This is a genomic window from Neglectibacter timonensis, from assembly GCF_900048895.1.
GTDB classification, from domain to species: Bacteria; Bacillota; Clostridia; order Oscillospirales; family Acutalibacteraceae; genus Acutalibacter; species Acutalibacter timonensis.
In genome coordinates, this window is record NZ_LT160638.1 from 91,326 (window position 1) to 113,382 (window position 22,057).

The 22,057-nt window shown below is 55.1% G+C and carries 29 protein-coding genes; 25 read left to right on the plus strand and 4 right to left on the minus strand.

What is annotated here, in order from left to right; all coding sequences use genetic code 11:
• The first annotated feature begins 246 nt into the window (after nucleotides 1–246).
• Genes BN3911_RS04090 through BN3911_RS04105 form a run of 4 tightly spaced genes read left to right on the plus strand, consistent with a single transcriptional unit; the run spans nucleotide 247 to nucleotide 2,919 of the window.
• Nucleotides 247–681 (plus strand): hypothetical protein, encoded by a 435-nt coding sequence (locus BN3911_RS04090; RefSeq protein ID WP_066861716.1) that lies wholly within the window; start codon nucleotides 247–249, stop codon nucleotides 679–681.
• A gap of 31 nt (nucleotides 682–712) precedes the next feature.
• On the plus strand, nucleotides 713–1,744 hold the full coding sequence (locus tag BN3911_RS04095) for a 3-deoxy-7-phosphoheptulonate synthase (RefSeq protein WP_066861719.1): 1,032 nt from the start codon (nucleotides 713–715) through the stop codon (nucleotides 1,742–1,744).
• A 23-nt stretch (nucleotides 1,745–1,767) separates the two neighbouring features.
• A complete protein-coding gene (locus tag BN3911_RS04100; RefSeq protein WP_187127678.1) occupies nucleotides 1,768–2,577 on the plus strand; it encodes a phosphorylase family protein in 810 nt (269 codons plus the stop codon).
• 24 nt (nucleotides 2,578–2,601) lie between these two features.
• Nucleotides 2,602–2,919, plus strand: coding sequence for a nucleoside triphosphate pyrophosphohydrolase (locus BN3911_RS04105; protein WP_066861725.1), 318 nt, complete (start codon nucleotides 2,602–2,604; stop codon nucleotides 2,917–2,919).
• A 99-nt stretch (nucleotides 2,920–3,018) separates the two neighbouring features.
• Here the strand turns inward: BN3911_RS04105 and BN3911_RS04110 are convergent, their stop codons facing one another.
• Complete coding sequence (locus BN3911_RS04110) at nucleotides 3,019–4,095, minus strand: helix-turn-helix transcriptional regulator (RefSeq protein ID WP_066861728.1); 1,077 nt, start codon at nucleotides 4,093–4,095, stop codon at nucleotides 3,019–3,021.
• 261 nt (nucleotides 4,096–4,356) lie between these two features.
• Here BN3911_RS04110 and fucO point away from each other — a divergent pair, with 261 nt between their 5' ends.
• Nucleotides 4,357–5,505: a lactaldehyde reductase gene (fucO, locus tag BN3911_RS04115; RefSeq protein WP_066861730.1), complete on the plus strand. Its 1,149-nt coding sequence runs from the start codon at nucleotides 4,357–4,359 to the stop codon at nucleotides 5,503–5,505.
• A gap of 368 nt (nucleotides 5,506–5,873) precedes the next feature.
• Here the strand turns inward: fucO and BN3911_RS04125 are convergent, their stop codons facing one another.
• Together BN3911_RS04125 and BN3911_RS04130 are read right to left on the minus strand one after the other, a co-directional pair.
• Nucleotides 5,874–6,572: a hypothetical protein gene (locus tag BN3911_RS04125; protein WP_066861736.1), complete on the minus strand. Its 699-nt coding sequence runs from the start codon at nucleotides 6,570–6,572 to the stop codon at nucleotides 5,874–5,876.
• Entirely contained in the window at nucleotides 6,562–7,974 is a 1,413-nt protein-coding gene (locus tag BN3911_RS04130; protein WP_066861739.1) for a Mur ligase family protein, read from the minus strand. The genes BN3911_RS04125 and BN3911_RS04130 overlap by 11 nt, the downstream gene beginning before the upstream one ends.
• Nucleotides 7,975–8,211: 237 nt before the next feature.
• On the opposite strand from BN3911_RS04130, the gene BN3911_RS04135 reads away from it, so the two are divergent.
• A complete protein-coding gene (locus BN3911_RS04135) occupies nucleotides 8,212–9,033 on the plus strand; it encodes a sugar phosphate isomerase/epimerase family protein (protein ID WP_066861741.1) in 822 nt (273 codons plus the stop codon).
• Between the two features lie 271 nt (nucleotides 9,034–9,304).
• Here the strand turns inward: BN3911_RS04135 and yicI are convergent, their stop codons facing one another.
• The gene (gene yicI, locus BN3911_RS04140) at nucleotides 9,305–11,620 is read right to left on the minus strand and encodes an alpha-xylosidase (RefSeq protein WP_066861744.1); all 2,316 of its coding nucleotides are present in this window, start codon (nucleotides 11,618–11,620) and stop codon (nucleotides 9,305–9,307) included.
• A gap of 276 nt (nucleotides 11,621–11,896) precedes the next feature.
• Here yicI and BN3911_RS04145 point away from each other — a divergent pair, with 276 nt between their 5' ends.
• From BN3911_RS04145 to rplF, 19 genes are all read left to right on the plus strand, one after another.
• The gene (locus BN3911_RS04145; RefSeq protein WP_066861747.1) at nucleotides 11,897–12,745 is read left to right on the plus strand and encodes a helix-turn-helix transcriptional regulator; all 849 of its coding nucleotides are present in this window, start codon (nucleotides 11,897–11,899) and stop codon (nucleotides 12,743–12,745) included.
• 81 nt (nucleotides 12,746–12,826) lie between these two features.
• Nucleotides 12,827–13,759 carry a glycerophosphodiester phosphodiesterase family protein gene (locus BN3911_RS04150; protein ID WP_066861749.1) on the plus strand — a complete coding sequence of 311 codons (933 nt, stop codon included), beginning with the start codon at nucleotides 12,827–12,829 and terminating at the stop codon, nucleotides 13,757–13,759.
• A 451-nt stretch (nucleotides 13,760–14,210) separates the two neighbouring features.
• Complete coding sequence (rpsJ, locus tag BN3911_RS04155; RefSeq protein WP_066861752.1) at nucleotides 14,211–14,522, plus strand: 30S ribosomal protein S10; 312 nt, start codon at nucleotides 14,211–14,213, stop codon at nucleotides 14,520–14,522.
• A gap of 111 nt (nucleotides 14,523–14,633) precedes the next feature.
• Nucleotides 14,634–15,266, plus strand: a complete 633-nt coding sequence (gene rplC, locus BN3911_RS04160) for a 50S ribosomal protein L3 (protein WP_066861756.1) — start codon at nucleotides 14,634–14,636, stop codon at nucleotides 15,264–15,266.
• 17 nt (nucleotides 15,267–15,283) lie between these two features.
• The gene (gene rplD / locus BN3911_RS04165; protein ID WP_066861758.1) at nucleotides 15,284–15,907 is read left to right on the plus strand and encodes a 50S ribosomal protein L4; all 624 of its coding nucleotides are present in this window, start codon (nucleotides 15,284–15,286) and stop codon (nucleotides 15,905–15,907) included.
• Complete coding sequence (gene rplW / locus BN3911_RS04170) at nucleotides 15,907–16,197, plus strand: 50S ribosomal protein L23 (RefSeq protein WP_066861761.1); 291 nt, start codon at nucleotides 15,907–15,909, stop codon at nucleotides 16,195–16,197. Before rplD ends, rplW begins: the two co-directional genes overlap by 1 nt.
• Before the next feature lie 167 nt (nucleotides 16,198–16,364).
• Entirely contained in the window at nucleotides 16,365–17,198 is an 834-nt protein-coding gene (gene rplB, locus BN3911_RS04175; RefSeq protein ID WP_066861765.1) for a 50S ribosomal protein L2, read from the plus strand.
• Nucleotides 17,199–17,226: 28 nt separating this feature from the next.
• Nucleotides 17,227–17,499 (plus strand): 30S ribosomal protein S19, encoded by a 273-nt coding sequence (rpsS, locus tag BN3911_RS04180; RefSeq protein ID WP_066861768.1) that lies wholly within the window; start codon nucleotides 17,227–17,229, stop codon nucleotides 17,497–17,499.
• A 20-nt stretch (nucleotides 17,500–17,519) separates the two neighbouring features.
• The gene (gene rplV / locus BN3911_RS04185) at nucleotides 17,520–17,855 is read left to right on the plus strand and encodes a 50S ribosomal protein L22 (RefSeq protein WP_066861771.1); all 336 of its coding nucleotides are present in this window, start codon (nucleotides 17,520–17,522) and stop codon (nucleotides 17,853–17,855) included.
• 18 nt (nucleotides 17,856–17,873) lie between these two features.
• A complete protein-coding gene (rpsC, locus tag BN3911_RS04190; protein ID WP_066861774.1) occupies nucleotides 17,874–18,608 on the plus strand; it encodes a 30S ribosomal protein S3 in 735 nt (244 codons plus the stop codon).
• On the plus strand, nucleotides 18,608–19,036 hold the full coding sequence (rplP, locus tag BN3911_RS04195) for a 50S ribosomal protein L16 (protein WP_066861777.1): 429 nt from the start codon (nucleotides 18,608–18,610) through the stop codon (nucleotides 19,034–19,036). The genes rpsC and rplP overlap by 1 nt, the downstream gene beginning before the upstream one ends.
• Entirely contained in the window at nucleotides 19,033–19,236 is a 204-nt protein-coding gene (gene rpmC / locus BN3911_RS04200; protein WP_066861780.1) for a 50S ribosomal protein L29, read from the plus strand. The genes rplP and rpmC overlap by 4 nt, the downstream gene beginning before the upstream one ends.
• A 41-nt stretch (nucleotides 19,237–19,277) precedes the next feature.
• Nucleotides 19,278–19,520: a 30S ribosomal protein S17 gene (gene rpsQ / locus BN3911_RS04205; RefSeq protein WP_066862278.1), complete on the plus strand. Its 243-nt coding sequence runs from the start codon at nucleotides 19,278–19,280 to the stop codon at nucleotides 19,518–19,520.
• A 68-nt stretch (nucleotides 19,521–19,588) separates the two neighbouring features.
• Entirely contained in the window at nucleotides 19,589–19,957 is a 369-nt protein-coding gene (gene rplN / locus BN3911_RS04210) for a 50S ribosomal protein L14 (RefSeq protein ID WP_066861783.1), read from the plus strand.
• Nucleotides 19,958–19,973: 16 nt separating this feature from the next.
• Nucleotides 19,974–20,291, plus strand: coding sequence for a 50S ribosomal protein L24 (gene rplX / locus BN3911_RS04215; RefSeq protein WP_066861787.1), 318 nt, complete (start codon nucleotides 19,974–19,976; stop codon nucleotides 20,289–20,291).
• Between the two features lie 15 nt (nucleotides 20,292–20,306).
• A complete protein-coding gene (rplE, locus tag BN3911_RS04220) occupies nucleotides 20,307–20,846 on the plus strand; it encodes a 50S ribosomal protein L5 (RefSeq protein WP_066861790.1) in 540 nt (179 codons plus the stop codon).
• A gap of 12 nt (nucleotides 20,847–20,858) precedes the next feature.
• Nucleotides 20,859–21,044: a type Z 30S ribosomal protein S14 gene (locus tag BN3911_RS04225; protein WP_066861793.1), complete on the plus strand. Its 186-nt coding sequence runs from the start codon at nucleotides 20,859–20,861 to the stop codon at nucleotides 21,042–21,044.
• A 42-nt stretch (nucleotides 21,045–21,086) separates the two neighbouring features.
• A complete protein-coding gene (gene rpsH / locus BN3911_RS04230; protein WP_066861796.1) occupies nucleotides 21,087–21,485 on the plus strand; it encodes a 30S ribosomal protein S8 in 399 nt (132 codons plus the stop codon).
• An 18-nt stretch (nucleotides 21,486–21,503) separates the two neighbouring features.
• Complete coding sequence (rplF, locus tag BN3911_RS04235) at nucleotides 21,504–22,052, plus strand: 50S ribosomal protein L6 (RefSeq protein WP_066861800.1); 549 nt, start codon at nucleotides 21,504–21,506, stop codon at nucleotides 22,050–22,052.
• Nucleotides 22,053–22,057 lie beyond the last annotated feature (5 nt).

Genomic DNA, 22,057 nt, shown 5'->3' on the forward strand with positions numbered 1-22,057 from the left:
GTAACTGATTTTTGCAATAGATACGGCGGGCAGTGAACCCTTCGTAAAACACTTTGTAGTGCAGTTCTCGGCTTGCTTCCCCATAGAATTGAATTTGAACCGCCGCCGGCCAAGGATATCCTTGGCCGGCGGTTTTTCCGTTTTCAAGCAGGAAAAGCCTGCACGGGAGGGAGGTTCGGGGAAAGGAGCGTTTGCAATTGGAAAGAAAACTTGCTATGATAAAGAAAAAAGAACCGGAGGCTAGGCATGAAATCTATCGACAGTTTTTCCTACAAATTGGGCGCGGCAGACTGTTTCTGTGAAATGGTGCGTGCGGGAGTAAAAAAAATCGCCCTGGCCCATCCCTGCGACAGCCGGGAGGAGCGGGACGGCTTTCTGCCGGAGTTTCGGAAGCTGTGTGAGGAATATGGCGTAAAACTGTACTGTGAGGATGAGGGTTTTCTCACCGACCTGTTCCCTGCAGCCCTGAATAAAGACAGGTTCAACGTGATCTTCTATCAGGAAGACGCTGTTCTGCAGGAATACCTTGCCCTGAAGGAGGAAAAAAGAAAAGCCAGAGAGACGGGGGCCTATACCCCGGAAAAGCGGCGGGAGATCGCCTGGCGCTACGGTAAGCTGCTCTCCTATACGGACGAGGGCATCGAACGGCTGCTGGCGGCCAACCGGGACAGGGAGGATTAAACAATTCCGTACAGAAAGAAGGAGATTCAGGATGTCGATGACGATAAACCGCCAGCTGCCCCTGCCGTCCGAACTTAAGGCAGAGTATCCCCTGTCCCCGGGGGTGAAGGCGCTCAAGGCGGCAAGGGACCGGGAAATCCGTGAGGTGTTCGAGGGGGAATCCCACAAGTTTCTGGTGATTGTGGGCCCCTGCTCTGCCGATCTGGAGGATGCGGTTCTGGACTACGTGACAAAGCTCGCCGGAATTCAGGAACGGGTGAAGGAGAAGCTGGTGCTCATCCCCCGGGTGTACACCAACAAGCCCCGCACCACGGGAGAGGGCTACAAGGGCATGCTGCATCAGCCCTCCCCGGATAAGGCGCCCGATCTGCTGGGCGGTATCATCGCAATCCGGAAAATGCACATCCGGGTGATGGAGGAATGCGGGCTGACCTCTGCCGATGAGATGCTGTATCCGGAGAACCGGAGCTATCTGGATGACCTGCTGTCCTATGAGGCGGTGGGCGCACGCTCCGTGGAAAACCAGCAGCACCGGCTGACCGCCAGCGGGATGGACATCCCCGTAGGCATGAAGAATCCAACCAGCGGCGACCTTTCCGTGATGCTCAACTCCGTCCAGGCGGCCCAGGCCTCCCACACTTTTCTGTACCGGGGCTGCGATGTGACCACCAGCGGAAACCCTCTGGCCCATACCATTCTGCGGGGCGGTGTGGATAAATACGGCATCTGCGTGCCCAATTATCATTATGAGGATCTCATGCGGCTTTGGGAGTTATACGGGAAGCGGGAGCTGGAGAATCCCGCGGCAATCGTGGATGCGAACCACTCCAATTCCAACAAAAAGTACAGGGAGCAGATCCGCATTGTCAGCGAGGTGCTCCACAGCCGGAACTATAATCCGGAGGTGAAGGCCCTTGTCAAGGGCGTGATGATAGAGAGCTATCTGGAAGAGGGCAACCAGGAGATCGACTGCCGGCGGGTGTATGGAAAATCCATCACAGACCCCTGCCTGGGCTGGAAGGATACGGAAAGGCTGCTCCTTTCCATAGCGGAAAAATGCTGAGCGGCGGAGATAAGGAGGGAATCATGGAAGCGGATCAGAGGGCATTATGGTATTATCCCGAGGATAAGACGGAACCGGTCATCACTGCCGCCCGGCAGATTGTCAGTAAATATGGAAGCGACGGATGGCGGAAGCTTCCGCCGAAAGCGGTGGTCTTTTGTATGGGGAAGGGCCTGCCCATCCTGGAGGCGAATTTCTCCACAGAACAGCTTTTAGAGACCCTGCCGGGCTTCATCTCTCATTCCAAGGTGTTGGGGCTGCGGGGGCAGGACCAGGTCTGCTATGTCCATGGCGGCTATGGAAGCCCCCAGATTACCTGCACGGTGGAAACCCTTTGCGCCATGGGTGTGGAGGAATTCCTGCTCATTGGCCTTTGCGGGGTGTTCGGGGAAGGAATTCAGGTGGGAGATGTGCTGCTCCCCGAGAAGATTTGGAGTGAGGAAGGGGCGTCCCGGCACTATGTGCAGAATCCAGGTTTTGCAAAAGTGAACAGCTCAGAGGACGCTGAGCGGCTGACCGCTTTCTTTTCAGCGAGGGGCCTTGCCGTCAGGAGGGCGAATACCGTCACTACGGACGCCGTGTTCCGCCAGACCTATTTTAAGGAAACCCTGTGGCGGGAGATGGGCTGTGTGGGCGTGGATATGGAGGCCTCTGCCTTTGTGAATGTCTGCAACTATTATGGGAAGAAAAACACGGTGCTGCTGCTGGCCTCGGATAAGCATCCGCTTTCGCCGGAAGAGCCTGCCTGGGAATGGGGCGGCGAGAGGTTTGGGGAGCTGACGGAACGCTTTGTCTGTGCCGGAATCACCTATGTTCCTGCAACCATATCATAAAAGCCTTTTTTGGAGGGGACCGCCATGAAGGAACGTGTGTACAATAAGCTGGTACGGGACAACATTCCCGACATCATCCGGGAAAGCGGGGAGACGCCGGTTATCCGTACGCTGGAGGACGAGGAATTCCGGGAATGCCTGGGCTGCAAGCTCCGGGAAGAGGTAGAGGAATTTTTGGAGGAGAGCAGCCTGGATGAACTCAGCGATATTTTGGAGGTGCTGGAGGCGCTGGCCAATCTGGAAGGCTGGACAGACGGGGAAATCCAACGCACCTGCCGGAACAAGGCGGAGAGCCGCGGCGTATTCCGGGAACGCATTTTCCTGGAGAAGGTGATTGAGTAGGCGCTTACCGCGGCTGGCTGGGCGGCAGAAAAGCCCCGGCACAGCATAAATCCAGGCAGCCGGTTCATGGAACGGGCTTTTGAAATCCGGACGAATGCCCTAAAGGGCTGACGAAGGCGCCAGTTTTTCCAGAATATCCCGGAATCGGGGTTCTTTTTGAAGGGGTTCAAAGGCGGGCGTCAGCTCCAGCGCCTTGGCCGCCATCCTCCTGGAGGAGTCCAGCTTTTCCGGAGACGTACGAAAGGACAGATGGGGAAAAATGGGGTGGCTGCTGTAGTCGGTGCGAAAAGCCAGCTTTTCCGCGTACTGCTCCAACCGGTCCACCGCCTCACGGGTTCTTCCCTGTTTCATCAGCAGGACGGCGGAATATTCCAATTCTCCGGAAACGTCCTCCAGATCGAACAGTTCTGCGAGGCGAAGACTGAGCCCGCACAGGAAAAGGGCGCGGTCCGTCCCGTCCCTTTCCTGGGAGAGAGAGGCCAGGGAGTGCAGGGCCAGGCTGGCGGAACGAAGAAGCTGAAACAGATGTGCTTCCAGAAGCTTTTCCGCCTGCTCGCTTTTTCCCTGCGCCAGATAGAGGGAAGGGTACAGCTCGTTGGGATCAATTTCAACCTTGGGGAGGCTGTCCAGCAGCGCTTCGGTTTCCTCCAGCCGGTTTTCCGAAAGGCGGAAAGCAGCCAGCCCTACGGTGGCGGCGGCGAAGTAACGCGGATCCCCGCTGGCGCGTACCTGGCTGTAGAGCTGTGCGGCTAGCCGGAGGATTTCCTGCACTCGTTCCTCTGTCAGCTCTTCGGACGGCAGAGTCCCCAGCATGGTTTGGTACAACCCCCCTACGGTAAGCTTTAAACCGGCGCTGTTGGGGTATTCGTGGAGCAGTTCTTCACAGCGCTGCTGTCCGGCGGAAAAACCCCGGCTGCCAAACAGGCCCTGCAGTTCCCTGTAGAGGGAATCCACCTCTTCTTCGGTCAGTTCCTCCTGAAAAGAGAGCAGAATATCCACCGTGATGCCCAGCGCACGGGCAATGGGGGAGAGCAGGGTCACGTCAGGATAGGAGCTTTCCGTCTCCCATTTGCTGACAGCCGGAGGAGAGACGCCCACCGACCTGGCCAGCTGTTCCTGCGTCATATGCCGTTCCCGGCGGTACCGGGAAATATTTTCTCCGATTTTTAGTTCCATGACAAGTTCCCTCCTTTGGGTAAAACCATGATACCACGGGAAAAAGGCCCGGGCAATGGAGGCTTGGGAAACCGGAGGGAAGATTTTTCTGAACGGCAGGAAGGTTTTTGGCGTCCGGAGCGGCTTAACGGTAGGCGGACAGGATTTGAAAAGGGAAAAAGTGACGATTCTCCGGAATTGCCTCTTGATTGATCTCACGATACTTGATAAAATTTTAACAGAAGAACTATGGAACAGTTTATTCCAAGGAGGCATTTTGTCATGGCAAACAGATTCGTGCTCAATGAAACATCCTATCACGGCAAGGGAGCAATCCAGGAGATTGCATCCGAAATCAAAAATAGAGGCTTTTGCAGGGCCTTTGTCTGCTCCGACCCGGACCTGCTGAAGTTCGGCGTTACCGGGAAAGTCACGGATGTGCTGGATGCCGCCGGCATTCCCTATGAGATCTATTCCAACATCAAGGCAAACCCCACCATTGAAAATGTGCAGACGGGCGTTGCGGCGTTTGAGAAATCCGGGGCAGACTGCCTGATCGCCATCGGCGGTGGTTCTTCCATGGACACCTCCAAGGCCATCGGCATCATTGCGGCGAATCCGGAATTTGCCGACGTGCGCAGTCTGGAAGGCGTTGCCGATACCAAGAACCCTTCAGTGCCCATCATCGCAGTGCCTACCACGGCAGGTACCGCCGCAGAAGTCACAATTAACTATGTGATCACGGACGCGGAGAAGAACCGCAAGATGGTTTGCGTGGATCCGCATGATATCCCTGTGGTTGCCGTGGTGGATCCGGACATGATGTCCAGCATGCCCAGGGGGCTTACTGCAGCCACCGGTATGGATGCGCTGACCCATGCCATTGAGGGATACATCACCAAGGCCGCCTGGGAGCTTTCCGATATGTTCCATCTGAAGGCCATTGAGATCATAGCCCGCTCCCTGCGGGGCGCGGTGGAAAATGCGCCCGAGGGCCGGGAAGGGATGGCCCTGGGCCAGTATGTGGCCGGCATGGGCTTTTCCAACGTGGGCCTGGGCATCGTACACTCCATGGCTCATCCTCTGGGCGCCCTGTATGATACGCCCCACGGCGTGGCCAACGCCATTATCCTGCCCACCGTCATGGAGTACAATGCGCCGGCCACCGGTGAAAAGTACCGGGAAATCGCCCGTGCCATGGGCGTGGACGGCGTGGACAATATGACCCAGGAAGAGTACCGCCGGGCCGCTGTGGATGCAGTGCGCAAACTTTCTCAGGACGTGGGAATTCCAGCCGATTTGAAGGAGATTGTAAGGCCGGAGGATGTCCCGTTCCTGGCGCAGTCCGCCTATGACGACGCCTGCCGTCCCGGCAATCCCCGCGACACCAGCGTGGAAGAGCTTACAGCGCTCTATCAGTCTTTGCTGTAAGACAGGAGTCACTGCGTAAATAAGCCAAGCTGCCCGGGGAACCCTCCTCCCGGGCAGCTTGGCTTTTCAGCGGGAGAAAATCCAGGCGTTGTGTCACAATTCGCAGCGCTGGTCCGTATCCCAGGCAGAAAGGAGGCAGATTTTCCGGTTGAGCCCGATAAGCTTCTTTCCATTACAATCAATGCTGTGGAAATTCCCATCTCCTGAATAAAAACAAAACATCCTGCTTTTCTTTTGAAAAACAGGATGTTTTGTTTGGCTTATAGCCATAGCAATCTTTTGTTTGAGGACAGCTGCACACCGAAAGGTGGAGAAAGTAACGGAAGTCCTGTGGGAAGCTTCGTACAGCAACGGTTCATGCGGGACTTTCAGGTTTTTGCATGAAAGTCCTTCAGGCGCTTCCGGTAGGCGGCGTTGATTTCGGAATCAAAGGCCAGCCGTGTATTCGGCACGCCCAGATCGGACAGAAGCCGCTTTGTGAGGCAGGGGTTCAAAATCAAAATTGGGCCCAGCAGATAGGTTCCGACAAAATTCTTATAGCGGATTCCCTCAGTCTTCAGCTTCTTGTTGAGCCCCGTACCCTTTGTCACTTGAAGAAAGGGATAATAACCTGGGGCGGTGTAGGCCATAGTGAACTGTGATTTAAAGCCCATGACTTCTTCTCCGTCGAACCGGCCCAGGAAGGTGCTGTTGTGGCGGTGCATCATGTCCCGCTTGGCACGCAGGTCAAAAATACCCAAGCCGCTGATTTTACTGCCATCCTCATTTTCAATAGATTCGCCGAGAATTTCCAGAGCATTCCCAGTAAATAGAAAGCAGGCGCCCTTTTCGATGAGTTCGTAAATCCGGTCGCTCAGCGGACGGAGCTTTTCGATGACACGCTCCTGGGTGCGTTCCGTCATAGGCCCCAGATAGATCAGGCCCACGTCCTCGCTGGCAAAGGCCGGTTCCGCCTCGAAGGGGGTTTCCACGAATTCCGCCTCGGGCAGGCATTTCCGCAGGTACCACATATTGCTCATATCCCCAAACAGGTTGCAAAATTCAGGGAATAGGATTTCAATCTTCATTTTGACCACCGTCTTCTTTCCCGTTTTCCCCGCCGCTGTCTTTCAGAACTGCCTTGACCTGTTCCTTGACCCGGTTGGCCAGTCCTATGGTGTAGACGTCGTAAAGGATGAACACAGAATCCACTTGGGCGGGATTGAGCAGCGAAGCCGCCTTTTCATTCTCCTCCACGTGTGCGATTTTGCTCTCCGGAATTCCGGCCATCAGCAGCCGCACGCAGACATCCCAATGACGGGCGCCCGCCGCGACGATCTGAGGAATGCCGGCGTCGTTTAAAAACTCAAAGTCAGTGTCGTAGTACCAGGAGGTATTCTCCACGGAGTGAGCCGCGTCAAAATAGTCGTCCAAAAACAGGATGACCGCCTTACGGCCGGGGTAGTTCCGGATGTTTTCAAAGGCACGGGAGCAGGCGATGGGATTTTGTCCTTTTGCCAGGTGAAGAACGACCTTTTTTCCTCCGGCCTCCTCTTCCTTATACCTGCTTTCGCTGATAGAGAGCTTTTCCATGGATGCGGCGATCTGATCCGGGGATAGTCCGAATTCTGAAAGAAAGGCCACCGCGGAAAGGGAGTTATAGACATTGATGGTGCTGGAATTGGGCATGGGATAATCCCGTTCCTCGCCGCCGTATTTCACCGTCATTTTGCCCTGTTCCGGGTGGGTGGAGGTGACGCGGTAATCCGCCTCCGGAGATTGAAATTCACAGCAGGGGCAGTGGGCCTTGCCGATGTGGTGGTAGCGCACAAACTCCCATTCCAGCCTGGCGCCGCACTGGGGGCAGACGCGGATGTCCTGAACGATGTTCTGGCATTCCTCCCCGTCCTCCGGCATGCGGTCAATCCCGAAAAAGACACGGCGGTTCTGGGGTTTGAGGCTGGAGCAGAGCAGGTCGTCCGCATTGAGAATCAGCCGGGTCCGGTCGGGAATGTAACGCTCCAGCACGTCGAGGATAAATTCCATGTGGGCGTTTCTTTTATAGGAATCTCGGAAGATGTTGGTGCACAGCAGCAGGTCGGGCTTGAGATAGGGAAGGATTTTCGGAGAACTGCGTTCATCCAGCTCGAAGATGGCCAAATCTTTTTTCGGCTTGCCGAAAAAAGTGGAATTTGCAATGAGCGCGGAGGCAACTCCGGTATTTACATTGGTGCCGGAACGGTTGCAGACGAAGTCGTAGCCGCAATCCTCCAATACGTCCTCCACCATGTTGGCCACGGTAGTTTTGCCGTTGGTCCCGGTGATGCCGACAACCGTTTTCGGCCGGGGCATGCGCCCGAGAAAATCGGGACAGAGGATGATCGCCCAGGATCCGGGCATAGACGTCCCCTTTCTGCCGATCAGCTTCAGGACCATAGCAGTCCCCTTGGCAAAAAACAGAGCGAAATAAAAACGAAGGCTTCTTCTCATAACGACAACTCTTTTCTGTGGGTTCAAAAGGGCAGAGGCGAAACACCGGGAACAAAAGAGGGTCTTCCGTTCCCCAAGGTTGATACAGGCGCAGTTTCCCTGATGGAGAGAGCCTGTCCCTCGTGCTCTGGCTATCATAGCATAGAATGCCCGCTTTTTTCAAGTACACCGGCTTGACCTTTGGCAATATTTGATATATCATATTCTTATCAACAGTAAGAATTGGAGGAGATTCCCATGAAGACGTTGCCCGTAGCAGTGCAGGTCTATTCCGTAAGAGACGATGCGGAGAAAGATTTCCGCGGAACGATGCAGAAAATTAAGGCGCTGGGTTATGAAGGTGTGGAACTGGCAGGCCTTTACGGCCTGGAGCCCGCAGAGATCAAGGCGGCCATTGCCGACGCGGGCCTTGTTGCCCTTTCCGCCCATGTCCCGTTCCAGGAACTGGTGGCCGATATGGACGGAACCATCGCGAAATATGTGGAGATCGGCGTACAGTATATTGCCATCCCCTATCTGATGGAGGAGGACAGGCCTGGAACGCCCAAATTTGAAGACAATGTGAAGCTGTTTGCAGAAATCGGACGTAAGTGCAAGGAAAACGGCATTCAGACCCTGTACCACAACCACGATTTTGAGTTTATGAAAATGGACGACGGCCGTTATGCGCTGGATTATATCTATGACACGATTCCTGCAGACCTGCTGCAGACAGAGATTGACACCTGTTGGGTGAAGGTGGCGGGGGAAGATCCTGCGGCCTACGTGAAGAAGTACAGCGGAAGGGCGCCTGTGGTTCATCTGAAGGATTTCCATAAAGAGGGAAAGCCCGGAAACATGTACGAGCTGATCGGCACGGAAGTGAAGAAGGAAGAGAGCGCAGGAACCTTTGAATTCCGGCCGGTAGGAAGCGGAGATCAGGATTTTCCGTCCATTCTGGAAGCGTCTGTGGAGGCTGGGGCCAAATGGGTTGTGGTGGAACAGGATCAGTCCATCGGCCGTACGCCTATGGAAGCCATCCAGATGAGCCGTGAGTATCTCAAGGGTCTGGGCTGGTAAGCGGTTTGAATTGCTCTCCCAGAGAGCCTGCCTGTGAGACAGTTTATAAAAAGGGAGCCTTTGCTGAATTTCGGCAAAGGCTCCCTTTTTGATATACCGTACTTTGAAAGAGAGGATGCGTTCTGCACCTCTCCCGGAAGCTGATTGAGTACCGGAAAAGGGAAATGTTCCCGATCCAGGTATGGGAGCAGAGAAAAGCCTGAAGCAAGGGAACTGCCGATCCTTTTAGACCGGCAGCTCTCTTGCTTTGCACAGGAAAGTATCCTGGGGCTTACAGGGTGAAACTCACATCCTCAAGGCCTGCGTTGACCTTGAGCAGGGTGCCCAGCTCTGTCTTTTCCGCTTCTGCGCCGGAAAGGCGGCTTACACCATCTACATTGCGCAGCAGGATAGAAAGGTTTTCCGCTGTGCCGTCAAACCGGAAAGTGACCTTTCCGCCTTTGTTTTCGGCACAGACTTTCAGCATATCGTTTCCGTACATATCTTTGATGTCAGCGCAGGCGCTGTCCTTCAAAGCAAACACATGGAGGGTCAGGTCCCTGCCGAATTCGTATTCCACATTCTGGTCGTCAGCGCCCACGGCGATGATAGAGTTCTCCCGGGCCATCAGGGGCAGGCTCATAAAGTCGTGGACCTCATGCTGCCATTTGCCGCCCTCGACCACCTTGTTGGAAAGGAAATTGGTCCAGGTGCCCTCGGGCAGATAGTAGTCCACGTCGCCGCTCTCGGTAAACACGGGGGCTACCAGAAGGCTTTCGCCCAGCATATACTGGCGGTCCAGGTCGGAACAGGGAATATCCTCCGGGAATTCCAGCACCATGGCACGCATGGTGGGAATGCCGGTCTCGTGGGTATAGACGGCGCTGGAGAACAGATAGGGCATCAGGGTGCACTTCAGGTTCGTAAACTTGCGCACCACATCCACGGCCTGGTCGCCGAAGAGCCACGGCACACGGTAGGAGTTGGAACCGTGCAGGCGGGAGTGGGTGGAGAGCAGGCCGAAGGCCGCCCAGCGCATGTATACGTCTGCGGGGGCGGTGCCCTCAAAGCCGCTCATGTCGTGGCTCCAGAATCCGAAGCCGGAGAGGCACAAGGAAAGGCCCGCACGCAGGGATTCACTCATGGAGAGATAGTTGGAAGAGCAGTCTCCGCCCCAATGGACCGGGAATTTCTGACCGCCCACGGTAGCGCTGCGGGCAAACAGGCAGGCCTGGTTCTTGCCTTTATATTCCTCCAGCAGCTCGAACACACATTTGTTGTACAGGTAGGTGTAGTAGTTGTGCATCAGCTCTGGATCGCTGCCGTCGTAGTACGCCACGTCGGTGGGAATTCTCTCGCCGAAATCGGTCTTGAAGCAGTCCACACCCATATCCAGCAGGGCGCGAAGCTTATCCTGGTACCATTTCCAGGCATCGGGATTGGTAAAGTCTACCAGACCCATGCCTGCCTGCCACAGATCCCACTGCCACACGTCTCCATTGGGACGTTTCAGGAGATAGCCCTTTTCCGCAGCTTCTTTAAAGAGAGGGGATTTCTGGCCGATGTAGGAGTTGATCCACACGCAGATTTTCAGCTTCTTATCGTTCTTCATACGGGAGAGCATGCCTGGCACGTCGTCGAACATGGCTTTGTCCCAATCGAAGTTGCACCATTCATTTTCCTTCATCCAGTAGCAGTCGAAGTGGAACACATGCAGGGGAATCCTGCGCTCCGCCATGCCGTCCACAAAGCTGGTCACCGTCTTCTCGTCATAGCTGGTGGTGAAGGAGGTGGTGAGCCACAGGCCGAAGGTCCAGGCTGGAGGCAGGGCAGGGCGGCCCGTCAGAGCGGTGTAATTCTGCAGCACAGTCTTGCCGTCTCCGCCGCCGACTACCATGAAATCCAGCTTCTCGCCGGGTACGGAGAACTGCACCCGGGTGACCACCTCGGAGCAGATCTCATAGGATACCTTCCCACTGGTATTCACCAGTACACCGTAGCCCTTGTTGGTCATATAGAAGGGAATATTTTTGTAGGAGATTTCGGAGCAGGTGCCGCCGTCCTCATTCCACATATCCACAACCTGGCCGTTTTTGACGAAGGGGGTGAAACGCTCGCCCAGGCCGTAAACCTTTTCGCCCAGGTCCAGATCCATCTGACAGCGCATAAAGGGCCCCTCGGGGGTGGAAATCGTGCTGATCATGGCGTGCCCGAAACGGTCGCCTATCTTGGTGAGCTTTTTGCCTTCATAATAATAGGAAAAGGAGCAGGGATTCTTGGTGATGCGCAGTTCGGTTTTGCCGCTCTTGACAGAAAGCCCGTCCTCTGTCTCCGTCACATCCAGGGGATAGTCCTCCACTGCCATTTCGAATTGAGGCTCTTTTTTGGCGCTTCCCATAAAATGGTACGCCTGTGTGCGGATGATGTCCGCCTTGGGAGAAGAGATGAACATCTCCAGCACAGGTCCGCCCATAGCGCGGACATCCTGCGGATAGGGAACCGAGTACAGGTAGACGCGATTCTTTTCGATTTTTACCTCGCGGATTTGGACGGCGTCTGCTGCCTCGACGCCGGGACGGTTCAGCCAATAGCCTTTGGTAAATTTCATTGCTTTCCTTCCTTTCTTTTCCGGTGGAACAGTTTGCAGATTCCTGATTTTTGCAGGCAAGCCGAAAAATATCGGGGCCCGGCAGTTGAAAAAAGCCGTACCATGATATATAGTATATCTATATTGTACGTGAGAGCCGGGAGAATTACTTGTGCAAAACGGGCAATTGGTTCCACTATTTTGACCGGCTTGCCAGGTCGGACAGCTCTTTTGGGATGTGAAGCCTTTAGGTGCTGAACGATAGGCGGAAAGCTGTTGCGGGAGGAGGGTGTGTCCTTGGAATACCGGGAGTTAAAGGAACACAGAAAACATGGAGACGTGGGCCTGCCGGTGAGCTGCTACCGTATCCAACCCCCCTATGAGAACTTCTGGCAGCTGGAATGCCATTGGCATGACGAAATGGAGCTCTTCAAGGTGGAACGGGGCACGGTTCAAATCCAGTGCGGCAACGATTATTTTGAAGCGCGGGAGGGTGATCTGGTCTTTTTCAACAGCGGAGAGCTTCACGCCGCCCGGCCCTTGGACGGGGCGGAGATGGACTATTCAGCCATTGTGTTCAGCCCTGAGATGCTTTGCGGGGATGAAAACGACATCGCCCGGATCCGCTATGTGGCTCCGGTGGTGGACGGAAGGCTCCAGGTTCGCAGGGTAGCGAGCAGCAGCAGCCTGCTGCAGATGTTTGACCAGGCGGTGGAACTGCTGCAAAACCGGGAAGTTTCCTATGAGCTGCGGGTAAGGGCCAGGCTGTTGGAAATTTTCGCAAGCCTGGCGGAGACGGGGAAAAACCGGGTGGAGGAGGCGGAGAAGGCGTCCTCCAAGGCGGTCAAAGCTGCCATAGATTATATCAGGGAAAACTATAAAAAGCAGATCTCCATCGAGGAGCTGGCGAAGCTCTGCCACATGAGCGACGGGCATTTCTGCAGGATGTTTAAAAAATACACCTTCAAAACTCCGGTGCAGTATATGAACAGCGTCAGGCTGTCTGCGGCCATGGATCTGCTGACCCGCACGGACAGAAAGGTGCTGGATATCGCTCTGGACACGGGTTTCAACAGCCTGAGCTATTTTATCGGCGTGTTCAAGCAGGGGCTTGGGTGTACGCCCACGCAGTTTCGCAGGCATTGAGCGGGCAAGGGCTCTGGCGAATGATCTTTGGGAAGCTGCTGCAGTCTGGAATACTATTTATAGAAAAGAATATCGGGAAGGATGTTGTTTGTGTTTTTGGGGGTTGCGGCGCTGGTTCTGCTGGCATGTGTGCTGTTTTGGCTGTGGGCGATAGCGCCCCAGGTAGCTGGCAGGCCGGATTTTACGGAGCTGAAGAAATATGATTACGCCCACCGCGGCCTGCACCATAAGGAAAACGGCGTGCCGGAGAACTCTCTGCTGGCGTTCCGTCTGGCTGCGGACTGCGGCTTCGGCATGGAGCTGGACTTACAGCTGACAAAGGACAACCGTGTGGTGGTACATCATGACCATTCCATTGTTCGTACCTGCGGCGTGGATAAGCTGATTTCCGACATGACCTATGAAGAGCTGAAAGGATACCGCCTGTTCGGTACAGAAGAAAGGATTCCCCTGTTTGCAGAGGTGCTTGCCCTGGTGAAGGGGAAAACCCCTTTGATCGTGGAGCTCAAGGGCTATAACGATGTGAACACTCTTTGCATCCTTGCAATGGAGGAGCTGAAGAACTATGAGGGGCTCTATTGTGTGGAGTCCTTTGATCCGCGGATTGTCCGGTGGTTCCGGCAGAACCATCCTGGGATTATCCGGGGGCAGCTGATGGAGCACCTGCAGCGGGGCAAAAACGGGATGAGCGGCGCCCAGGCGTTTTTCGGGCGCAATCTGATGACGAATTTCCTCACCCGTCCTAATTTCGAGGCGTATGACTTCAATTGGCGGAACAATATTTCCCTGCGGGCTGCCCGCAGAGTGTTCGGCATGCAGGAGGTCAGCTGGACCCTCCGAAGCGAGGAGGCGTTCCGGTTGGCAAAGTCAGCGGGCAATCTCTGTATCTTCGAGCATATTTTGCCTGTAAAGGCGGAAGAATGGAAAGAGAGGAGTTTTGAGGAACTCCTCAAGAACAGGAAAGCGGTAGCTCTGGCAGAGCTGAAAACTGCCACAGCCCCCAAGGTTCGGTGAGGACCCCTTGGGACAGCGCGGCGTGTGGCACGGGCTTTTAAGTAGAAAGGCCGCGAAAACCGAACGGAATCTGAAAAACATACCTTTAAAAAAGATTCGGAAAAAAACTGAAAAATTTTAAATTATTTCTTGCATTCCGAAAGCTGGTATGGTATTATAATCAAGCGTGACTGCACAGATATGCGATGAAGCGGGAGGTTGCGGCCCAGCAGGGCCGGTTTTTCCGTGGAGTATGTCCGATTTTAAACCGGGCGAAGGAATTTGAATGGCTGGAACCGCTGGGCAATCCTCAGCAGGCCGATGTTGCGCCGTTCAAAGGATGATATGGGTTTGTCCTTGCCCCGGAATCCGCCTGCGCGGATTTCCGGTTTTTTGATGTCTTGGGTGGAAACACCCGGAACAGTGTTGGAAAAACCCAGCCCGCCAACGAATAATTAAGGAGGCGATTTACGTGGCAGTCAAAGAAAAGATCAGAATCAGAATTAAGGGGTACGATCATCAGCTGGTGGACCAATCCTCCGAGAAGATCGTAGCAACGGCAAAGCGCACGGGCGCACGGGTTTCCGGACCTGTCCCGCTGCCCACCGAAAAGCAGGTCATCACGATTCTGCGAGCCGTTCATAAGTATAAGGACAGCCGTGAGCAGTTCGAACTGAGAACCCATAAGAGACTGATCGACATTCTCAGGCCCAGCAACAAGACTGTGGAAGCCCTGATGGGCCTGGAACTCCCCGCCGGCGTAGAGATCGAAATCAAGCTGTAAGGGAAAGCCGCTTGCAAAAGCAGCTGCAACTTTCGCTGAAAGGTTTCTACCTACCGAGATCGGAGGGTCATGTTGGGAGACCAACCAATAACCTACAGGAGGAAAAAACAAATGAAAAAAGGAATCATCGGTAAGAAGATCGGCATGACGCAGATCTTCGACGACAAGGGAAAGGTCATTCCCGTCACCGTGCTCGAGGCAGGTCCCTGCGTGGTAACGCAGAAGAAGACCCTCGAAAACGATGGGTATGAGGCGGTACAGGTGGGCTTTGGCGACCAGAAGCCCCAGCGCGTTTCCAAGCCTCTCACCGGCCACTTCAAGAAGGGCGACGTCGCTCCGAAGAAGACGCTCCGCGAGCTCCGTCTGGAAGACATCAGCGCCCTGAACGTGGGAGACCTGATCAAGGCCGATACGTTTGAAGCGGGCGAGCGTGTGGATGTGACCGGCCGCAGCAAAGGCAAGGGCTATGCCGGCGTGATCAAGCGCTGGAATTTCCACCGTCTCAAGGAGACCCATGGTTCGGGTCCTGTGGCCCGTCACGGCGGCTCCAGCGGCGCCTGCTCCAGCCCCTCCCGCGTATGGAAGGGCCTGAAGATGGCCGGCCATCTGGGAGCCGAGACCGTCACCGTACAGAATCTTACCGTTGCAAAAGTGGATGCGGAGAACAACCTGATCGCCATTAAGGGCGCCGTTCCCGGCCCCAACGGCGGCATCGTCATTATCCGCGACAGTGTGAAAGCGTAAGGGAAGGAGGAATTAGAATGCCTACAGTAGCAGTTTTGAACATGCAGGGCAAGGAAGTCGGAAAGCAGGAGCTTTCTGAGGCCGTGTTCGGTATTGAGCCCAACGTTTCGGTTATGAACGACATGGTTAAGAATTATCTTGCCAATCAGCGCCAGGGCACTCAGTCCGCTCTGACCCGTTCCGAAGTTTCCGGCGGCGGCAGAAAGCCGTGGAGACAGAAGGGTACAGGCCGCGCCCGTCAGGGTTCGACCAGAGCTCCCCAGTGGACCCATGGCGGTATTGTGTTTGCGCCCAAGCCCAGAAGCTACCGTTACACCCTGAACAAGAAGGTACGGCGTCTGGCCATGAAGTCCGCCCTCTCTTCCAAGCTTCAGGACAACGAGTTGATCGTGATCGACCAGATCGCTTCCGAGGAGTACAAAACCAAAGCCATCGCCGCCATGCTCAAGGCAGTCGGCAGCGAGAGGAAGGCTCTCATCGTACTGGATACGGTGGATGAAAAGGTCATCGCTTCCGCCAGGAATATTCCCGGCGTGAAGACCGCCCAGGTCAACACCCTGAATGTATACGACATCCTCAATGCCGATAAGTTTATCGTCGTCAAGGATGCGGTAGCCAAAATCGAGGAGGTGTATGCATAATGGCAGCACAGGACATCATCATCCGCCCGATCATCACCGAAAAGACGATGGACGGAACCAGCCAGAAGAAGTACACCTTTGAAGTCAGCAAGGATTCCACCAAAATCGACATCGCGAGAGCGGTGGAAGAGCTGTTCGGCGTCAAGGTCAGCAAAGTGAACACCCTCCATGTCAGGGGCCGCCTGCGCCGCCAGGGCAGGAACGAGGGCTATACCAGAAGCTGGAAGAAAGCCGTTGTCACCCTGACCGAAGGCAGCAAGACGATAGAATTCTTTGAGAGCATGGTGTAAAGCTTACCTTTAAGAAGAACACCAGAGCCCACACAAAGATGGGCACGAATGGGAGCTTCGGAGGCTGAGCAGAGACCTGCTGTCGGGCGCCTTAACCCCGCGGCTGACAGCAAGAAGGTCCATGGCCAGCCAGCTACCCGCAAAGCCAATATAGGAGAGTGAACGATATGCCAATCATCAATTATAAGCCGACGTCGGCGGCAAGGCGCAACATGTCCGTTACGGACTATACGGGCCTTTCCAAAAACGGACCGGAAAAGAGCCTGCTGGCTCCTCTGGATAAGAAGGCGGGCCGCAACAGCTACGGCAGAATCACCGTTCGCCACAGAGGCGGCGGCAACCGCAAAAAGTACCGCATCATCGATTTCAAGCGGCAGAAGCACGACATGGAAGCAACCGTGCTGAGCATCGAGTACGATCCCAACCGTTCCGCTTTTATCGCGCTTGTTCAGTATGAAGACGGCGAGAAGAAGTATATCATCGCCCCCAACGGCCTGAAGGCCGGGGACAAGGTGGTCTCAGGCGCAGCTGCCGACATCAAGCCCGGCAATGCCCTGCCCCTGAAGAACATTCCCGTGGGTACCTTTATCCACAACGTAGAGCTGTATCCCGGCAAGGGCGCGCAGCTGGCGAGAGCCGCCGGCATCATGGCGCAGCTGATGGCCAAGGAAAACGGCATGGCGCTGTTGAGGCTTCCCTCTGGCGAGCTGCGCAACGTTCCCGAAAACTGCATGGCTTCCATCGGCCAGGTCAGCAACATCGATCATGAGAACGTGAAGATCGGCAAGGCCGGCCGCAAGCGCCATATGGGCTGGAGACCCACCGTGAGAGGTTCCGTCATGAACCCGAACGATCACCCGCACGGCGGCGGTGAGGGCAAGAGCCCCATCGGACGTCCGGGCCCTGTCACTCCTTGGGGCAAGCCTGCTCTGGGATACAAGACCCGCAAGACACACAACCGCAGCGATAAGTTTATCGTGAAGCGCAGAAACGGCAAGTAAGGCGCACGGGAAAGGAGCTTAGAAGAATATGAGCAGAAGCTTGAAAAAGGGACCTTTTGTACAGCCCGTGCTGCTGAAAAGGATCCAGGCTATGAACGAGGCAGGCGAGAAGAAGATCGTCAAGACCTGGAGCAGAGCCTCCATGATCTTCCCGGATTTCGTCGGCCACACGATCGCAGTTCACGACGGCCGCAAGCATGTGCCGGTGTACATCACCGAGGACATGGTTGGGCACAAGCTGGGCGAATTCGCCCCCACGCGTACCTTTAAGGGTCACGCCGGCTCGAAGACAACCAAATAAGAAAGGAGAGCTGAGTAAACATGGAAGCGAAAGCAACACTGAACTATACCCGAATCTCTCCCCGCAAGGTTGGCCTCGTGCTGGATCTTATCCGCAACAAGCCGGTGGACCTTGCCGCCGCTATCCTGAAGCATACGCCTAAGGCTGCCTGCGAGGATCTGGAGAAACTTCTGAAGTCCGCAGTTGCCAATGCTGAAAACAATTTCAACATGGATAAAAGCAGCCTTTACGTCTCCCAGTGCTATGTGACTCCCGGCCCCATCCTGAAGAGGGTCCGTCCGAGCTCCCACGGCAGAGCGTTCCGGGTGTTAAAGAGAACTTCCCACATCACCATTGTGGTGAAGGAAAAAGAGTGAGCGGTAAGGAGGTAAATTATGGGTCAGAAAGTTAATCCCCACGGCCTTCGCGTGGGTGTGATCAAGAACTGGGATTCCCGTTGGTTTGCGAAAGACAATGTCTTCGGCGATACGCTCGTGGAAGATTATAACCTCCGCAAGACGCTGAAGAAGCAGCTGTACTCCGCGGGTGTTCCGAAAATTGAAATTGAGCGCGACGCCTCTAAGGTGCGCATTCATATTCACTGTGCCAAACCCGGCATGGTAATCGGCAAGGGCGGTTCGGAAATCGAAAAACTCCGCCTTCAGTGCGAAAAGATGCTGAATAAGCCCGTGGTCATCAATATTGTGGAAGTGCGTCAGCCCGACCTCAACGCGCAGCTGGTGGCTGAGAACATCGCCTCTCAGCTGGAGAGAAGAATTTCTTTCCGCCGCGCCATGAAGGGCTGCATCGGCCGCAGCATGAAGCTGGGCGCCAAGGGTATCAAAACGCAGGTTTCCGGCCGTTTGGGCGGCGCTGAAATCGCCAGAAGCGAGCAGTACCACGACGGTACCATTCCGCTGCAGACGATTCGTGCGGATATCGACTACGGTTTTGCCGAAGCGAACACCACCTACGGCAGAATTGGCGTAAAGGTTTGGCTTTATAAGGGCGAGGTGCTCAACGACAACCGCAGCGGCCGTCCGGAAAGACCGGAGAGACCCCGGCGCGATGACCGCCGCGACCGTCAGGACCGTCGTCCCGCAGAGAAAAGGGAAGGAGGCCGCAGATAATGTTACTCCCCAAGCGCGTAAAATACCGCAGAGTGCAGAGAGGCCGCATGAAGGGCAAAGCCACTCGCGGAAACAAAGTCACTTACGGTGATTATGGTCTCCAGGCTCTGGAGCCCGCATGGATCACCTCCAACCAGATCGAGGCGGCCCGTGTCGCCATGACCCGTTACTGCAAACGTTTCGGTAAGGTCTGGATCAAGATTTTCCCCGACAAGCCCGTCACGCAGAAGCCGGCTGAAACCCGAATGGGTTCCGGTAAAGGCTCCCCCGAGTATTGGGTAGCCGTGGTAAAGCCCGGCCGCGTGATGTTCGAGCTGGGCGGCATTCCGGAAGCAACCGCAAAGGAAGCTCTCCGCCTGGCTGCCAACAAGCTCCCCATCAAGTGCAAATTCGTGACTAAGGAAGAAACGGAGGCCAGTGAGGTATGAAAGCTTCAGAAATCAGAGAAATGACAGCTGAAGAGCTGAACCAGAAACTTACAGACCTCAAGGCAGAGCTTTTCAATCTGCGGTTTCAGCTCGCGATTAATCAGCTTGACAACCCGATGCGCATTTCGGCCGTGAAAAAGGATATCGCCCGTGTGAAAACGGTGATCCGTGAGAACGAGCTCAGCGCCGATAACGCCTAAGGGAAGGGGGAGTAAAAGTGAGCAACACTGCAGAGAGAAATATGAGAAAAACCGCTGTCGGACGCGTTGTCAGCGATAAGATGGACAAGACGATCGTCATTGCCATTCAGGACAGTGTGAAGCATCCGATCTATGGAAAGGTCATCAAGCGCACCGTGAAACGGAAGGCCCACGACGAGAACAACGAGTGCCGCGTCGGCGACCGTGTGCGTATCATGGAGACCCGTCCCCTCTCGAAGGACAAGAGATGGCGTCTGGTCGAGATCATCGAGAAAGCCAAATAAGTGAATTTTGGCACACAAACCATTATTGAGAGCAAAAATTTGGCTTTGAAGCAAAGGAGGAACGTACTGTGATACAGCAGCAGTCTTACCTCAAGGTGGCCGATAACACCGGCGCGAAGGAACTTATGTGCATTCGCGTTCTGGGCGGTACCGGCAGGAGGTATGCCAATATCGGCGACGTCGTGGTAGCTTCGGTTAAGAAAGCAGCACCCGGCGGCGTGGTAAAAAAAGGCGACGTGGTTAAGGCAGTCATCGTAAGATCGGCTTCCGGCGTGCGCCGTGACGACGGCACGTACATCCGTTTCGATGAAAACGCCGCCGTTATTATTCGAGATGACAAGAACCCCAGGGGAACACGTATCTTCGGGCCGGTTGCGCGTGAGCTGCGCGATAAGGAATACCTGAAGATCCTGTCGCTTGCCCCGGAAGTACTTTGATGGAGGTGCACTGTAAATGAATAAGCTTCATGTGAAAAGCGGTGACACCGTAGTGATCCTCAGCGGTAAGGATCGCGGCAAAAAGGGCAAGGTCATGCAGGTGAGCCCGAAGGAAGGCAAAGTCATCATTGAGAACGCCAACTTCGTGCAGAAGCATGTCAAGCCCCGTAAGATGGGTGAGGCCGGCGGTATCATCAAGGCCGAATCCGCCATCTATGCCTGCAAGGTGCAGGTTGTCTGCCCGCGCTGCGGAAAGCCCACCCGTGTCGGCCACAAGGTCCTTGAGGACGGCACGAAGGAACGCGTCTGCAGAAAATGCGGCGAGTCGCTGTAAGGGAGGAAAGACGAGATGGCAAGAATGAAAGAATTCTACAAGGCGGAAGTAGCTCCCGTGCTGATGAAGAAGTTTTCTTACAAAAGCGTGATGGAGATTCCGAAGCTTGATAAGATCGTTATCAATGTGGGTGCCGGCGAGGCCAAGGACAATACCAAGGTCATCGACGCCATCAGCGGCGATCTCATGAAGATCACCGGCCAGAAGCCCCTGGTCTGCAAGGCGAAGAAGTCCGTCGCAAACTTTAAGCTCCGTGAGGGCATGCCCATCGGCGTAAAAGTGACTCTCAGAGGCGACCGGATGTATGAATTCCTCGACAGGCTTTTCAACGTGGCGCTTCCCCGTGTCCGCGACTTCCGCGGCATTAACCCCAATTCCTTTGACGGCAGGGGCAATTACAACATGGGTATCCGCGAGCAGCTGATCTTCCCCGAAATCGACTACGATAAGGTCGACAAGGTGCGGGGCATGGACATCTGCTTTGTCACCACGGCGAAAACCGACGAAGAAGCCCGCGAGTTTCTCACTCTGATGGGCGCTCCGTTTACAAAATAAGGAGGGATTATTGTGGCCAAGACTTCGATGAAAATTAAGCAGAACAGACCCCAGAAGTATTCCACCAGAGAATACAACCGCTGCAAGATCTGCGGCAGGCCGCATGCCTACCTTCGGAAATTCGGCATTTGCCGTATTTGCTTCCGTGAGCTCGCCTACAAGGGCGAAATCCCCGGAGTGAAGAAGGCAAGCTGGTAAGCAGTTGCACGGCAACTGACGAGCATTAAGGAGGTAAAAGTCATGCAAGTTACAGATACAATCGCCGATCTGCTGACCCGCATCCGCAACGCGCAGGCCGCGAAGCATGATACCGTGGAAGTGCCCGCTTCCAATATGAAGAAGGCTATCTGCCAGATTCTTGTGGACGAGGGCTATGTGAAGAACTTCACGGTGACGGACGACGGCAAGCAGGGCATCATCAACATCACCCTGAAATACGGCGCGGGCAGAACCCCCGTTATCAAGGGCCTCAAGAGAGTGTCAAAGCCCGGCCTTCGCATCTATTCCAACGCGCAGGAGCTGCCGAAAGTGATGAAGGGCCTGGGAATCGCCGTGGTTTCCACTTCAAAGGGGATCATGACGGACCGGGAAGCCAGGAAAGCAAACGTCGGCGGCGAAGTGCTGGCGTTCATTTGGTAAAAGAGGGGGTGCGATAACATGTCAAGAATTGGAAGAAAACCTATAAATATTCCCGCCGGCGTCGACGTGAAGGTCGACGGCAGCGTCGTGACGGTGAAGGGCCCGAAGGGAACCCTGACCCAGTCTTTCAACCCCAAGATGACTGTGGCGGTTGAGGGGGCTGAGATCATTGTTACCCGTCCCGATGATGCGAAGGATTCCAGATCCCTCCATGGCCTGACCCGTACCCTGGTGGACAATATGGTTACCGGCGTCACCCAGGGCTTCAAGAAGGATCTCGAGGTGCAGGGCGTTGGCTACCGTGTGCAGAAGCAGGGTTCTAACCTGGTTATGAACCTGGGCTTCTCCCATCAGGTCATCGTTTCTGAAACCGATGAAATCAAGATCGATGTTCCCAATCCCAACACCATCGTGATTTCCGGCATCGACAAGCAGAAGGTGGGCCAGTTTGCCGCCGAGGTACGTGAGAAGCGGCCTCCGGAACCCTATAAGGGCAAGGGCATTCGCTATGCTGGAGAGTATGTACGCCGCAAGGAAGGCAAAGCCGGTAAGGGCGCCAAAGGTTAAAGGAG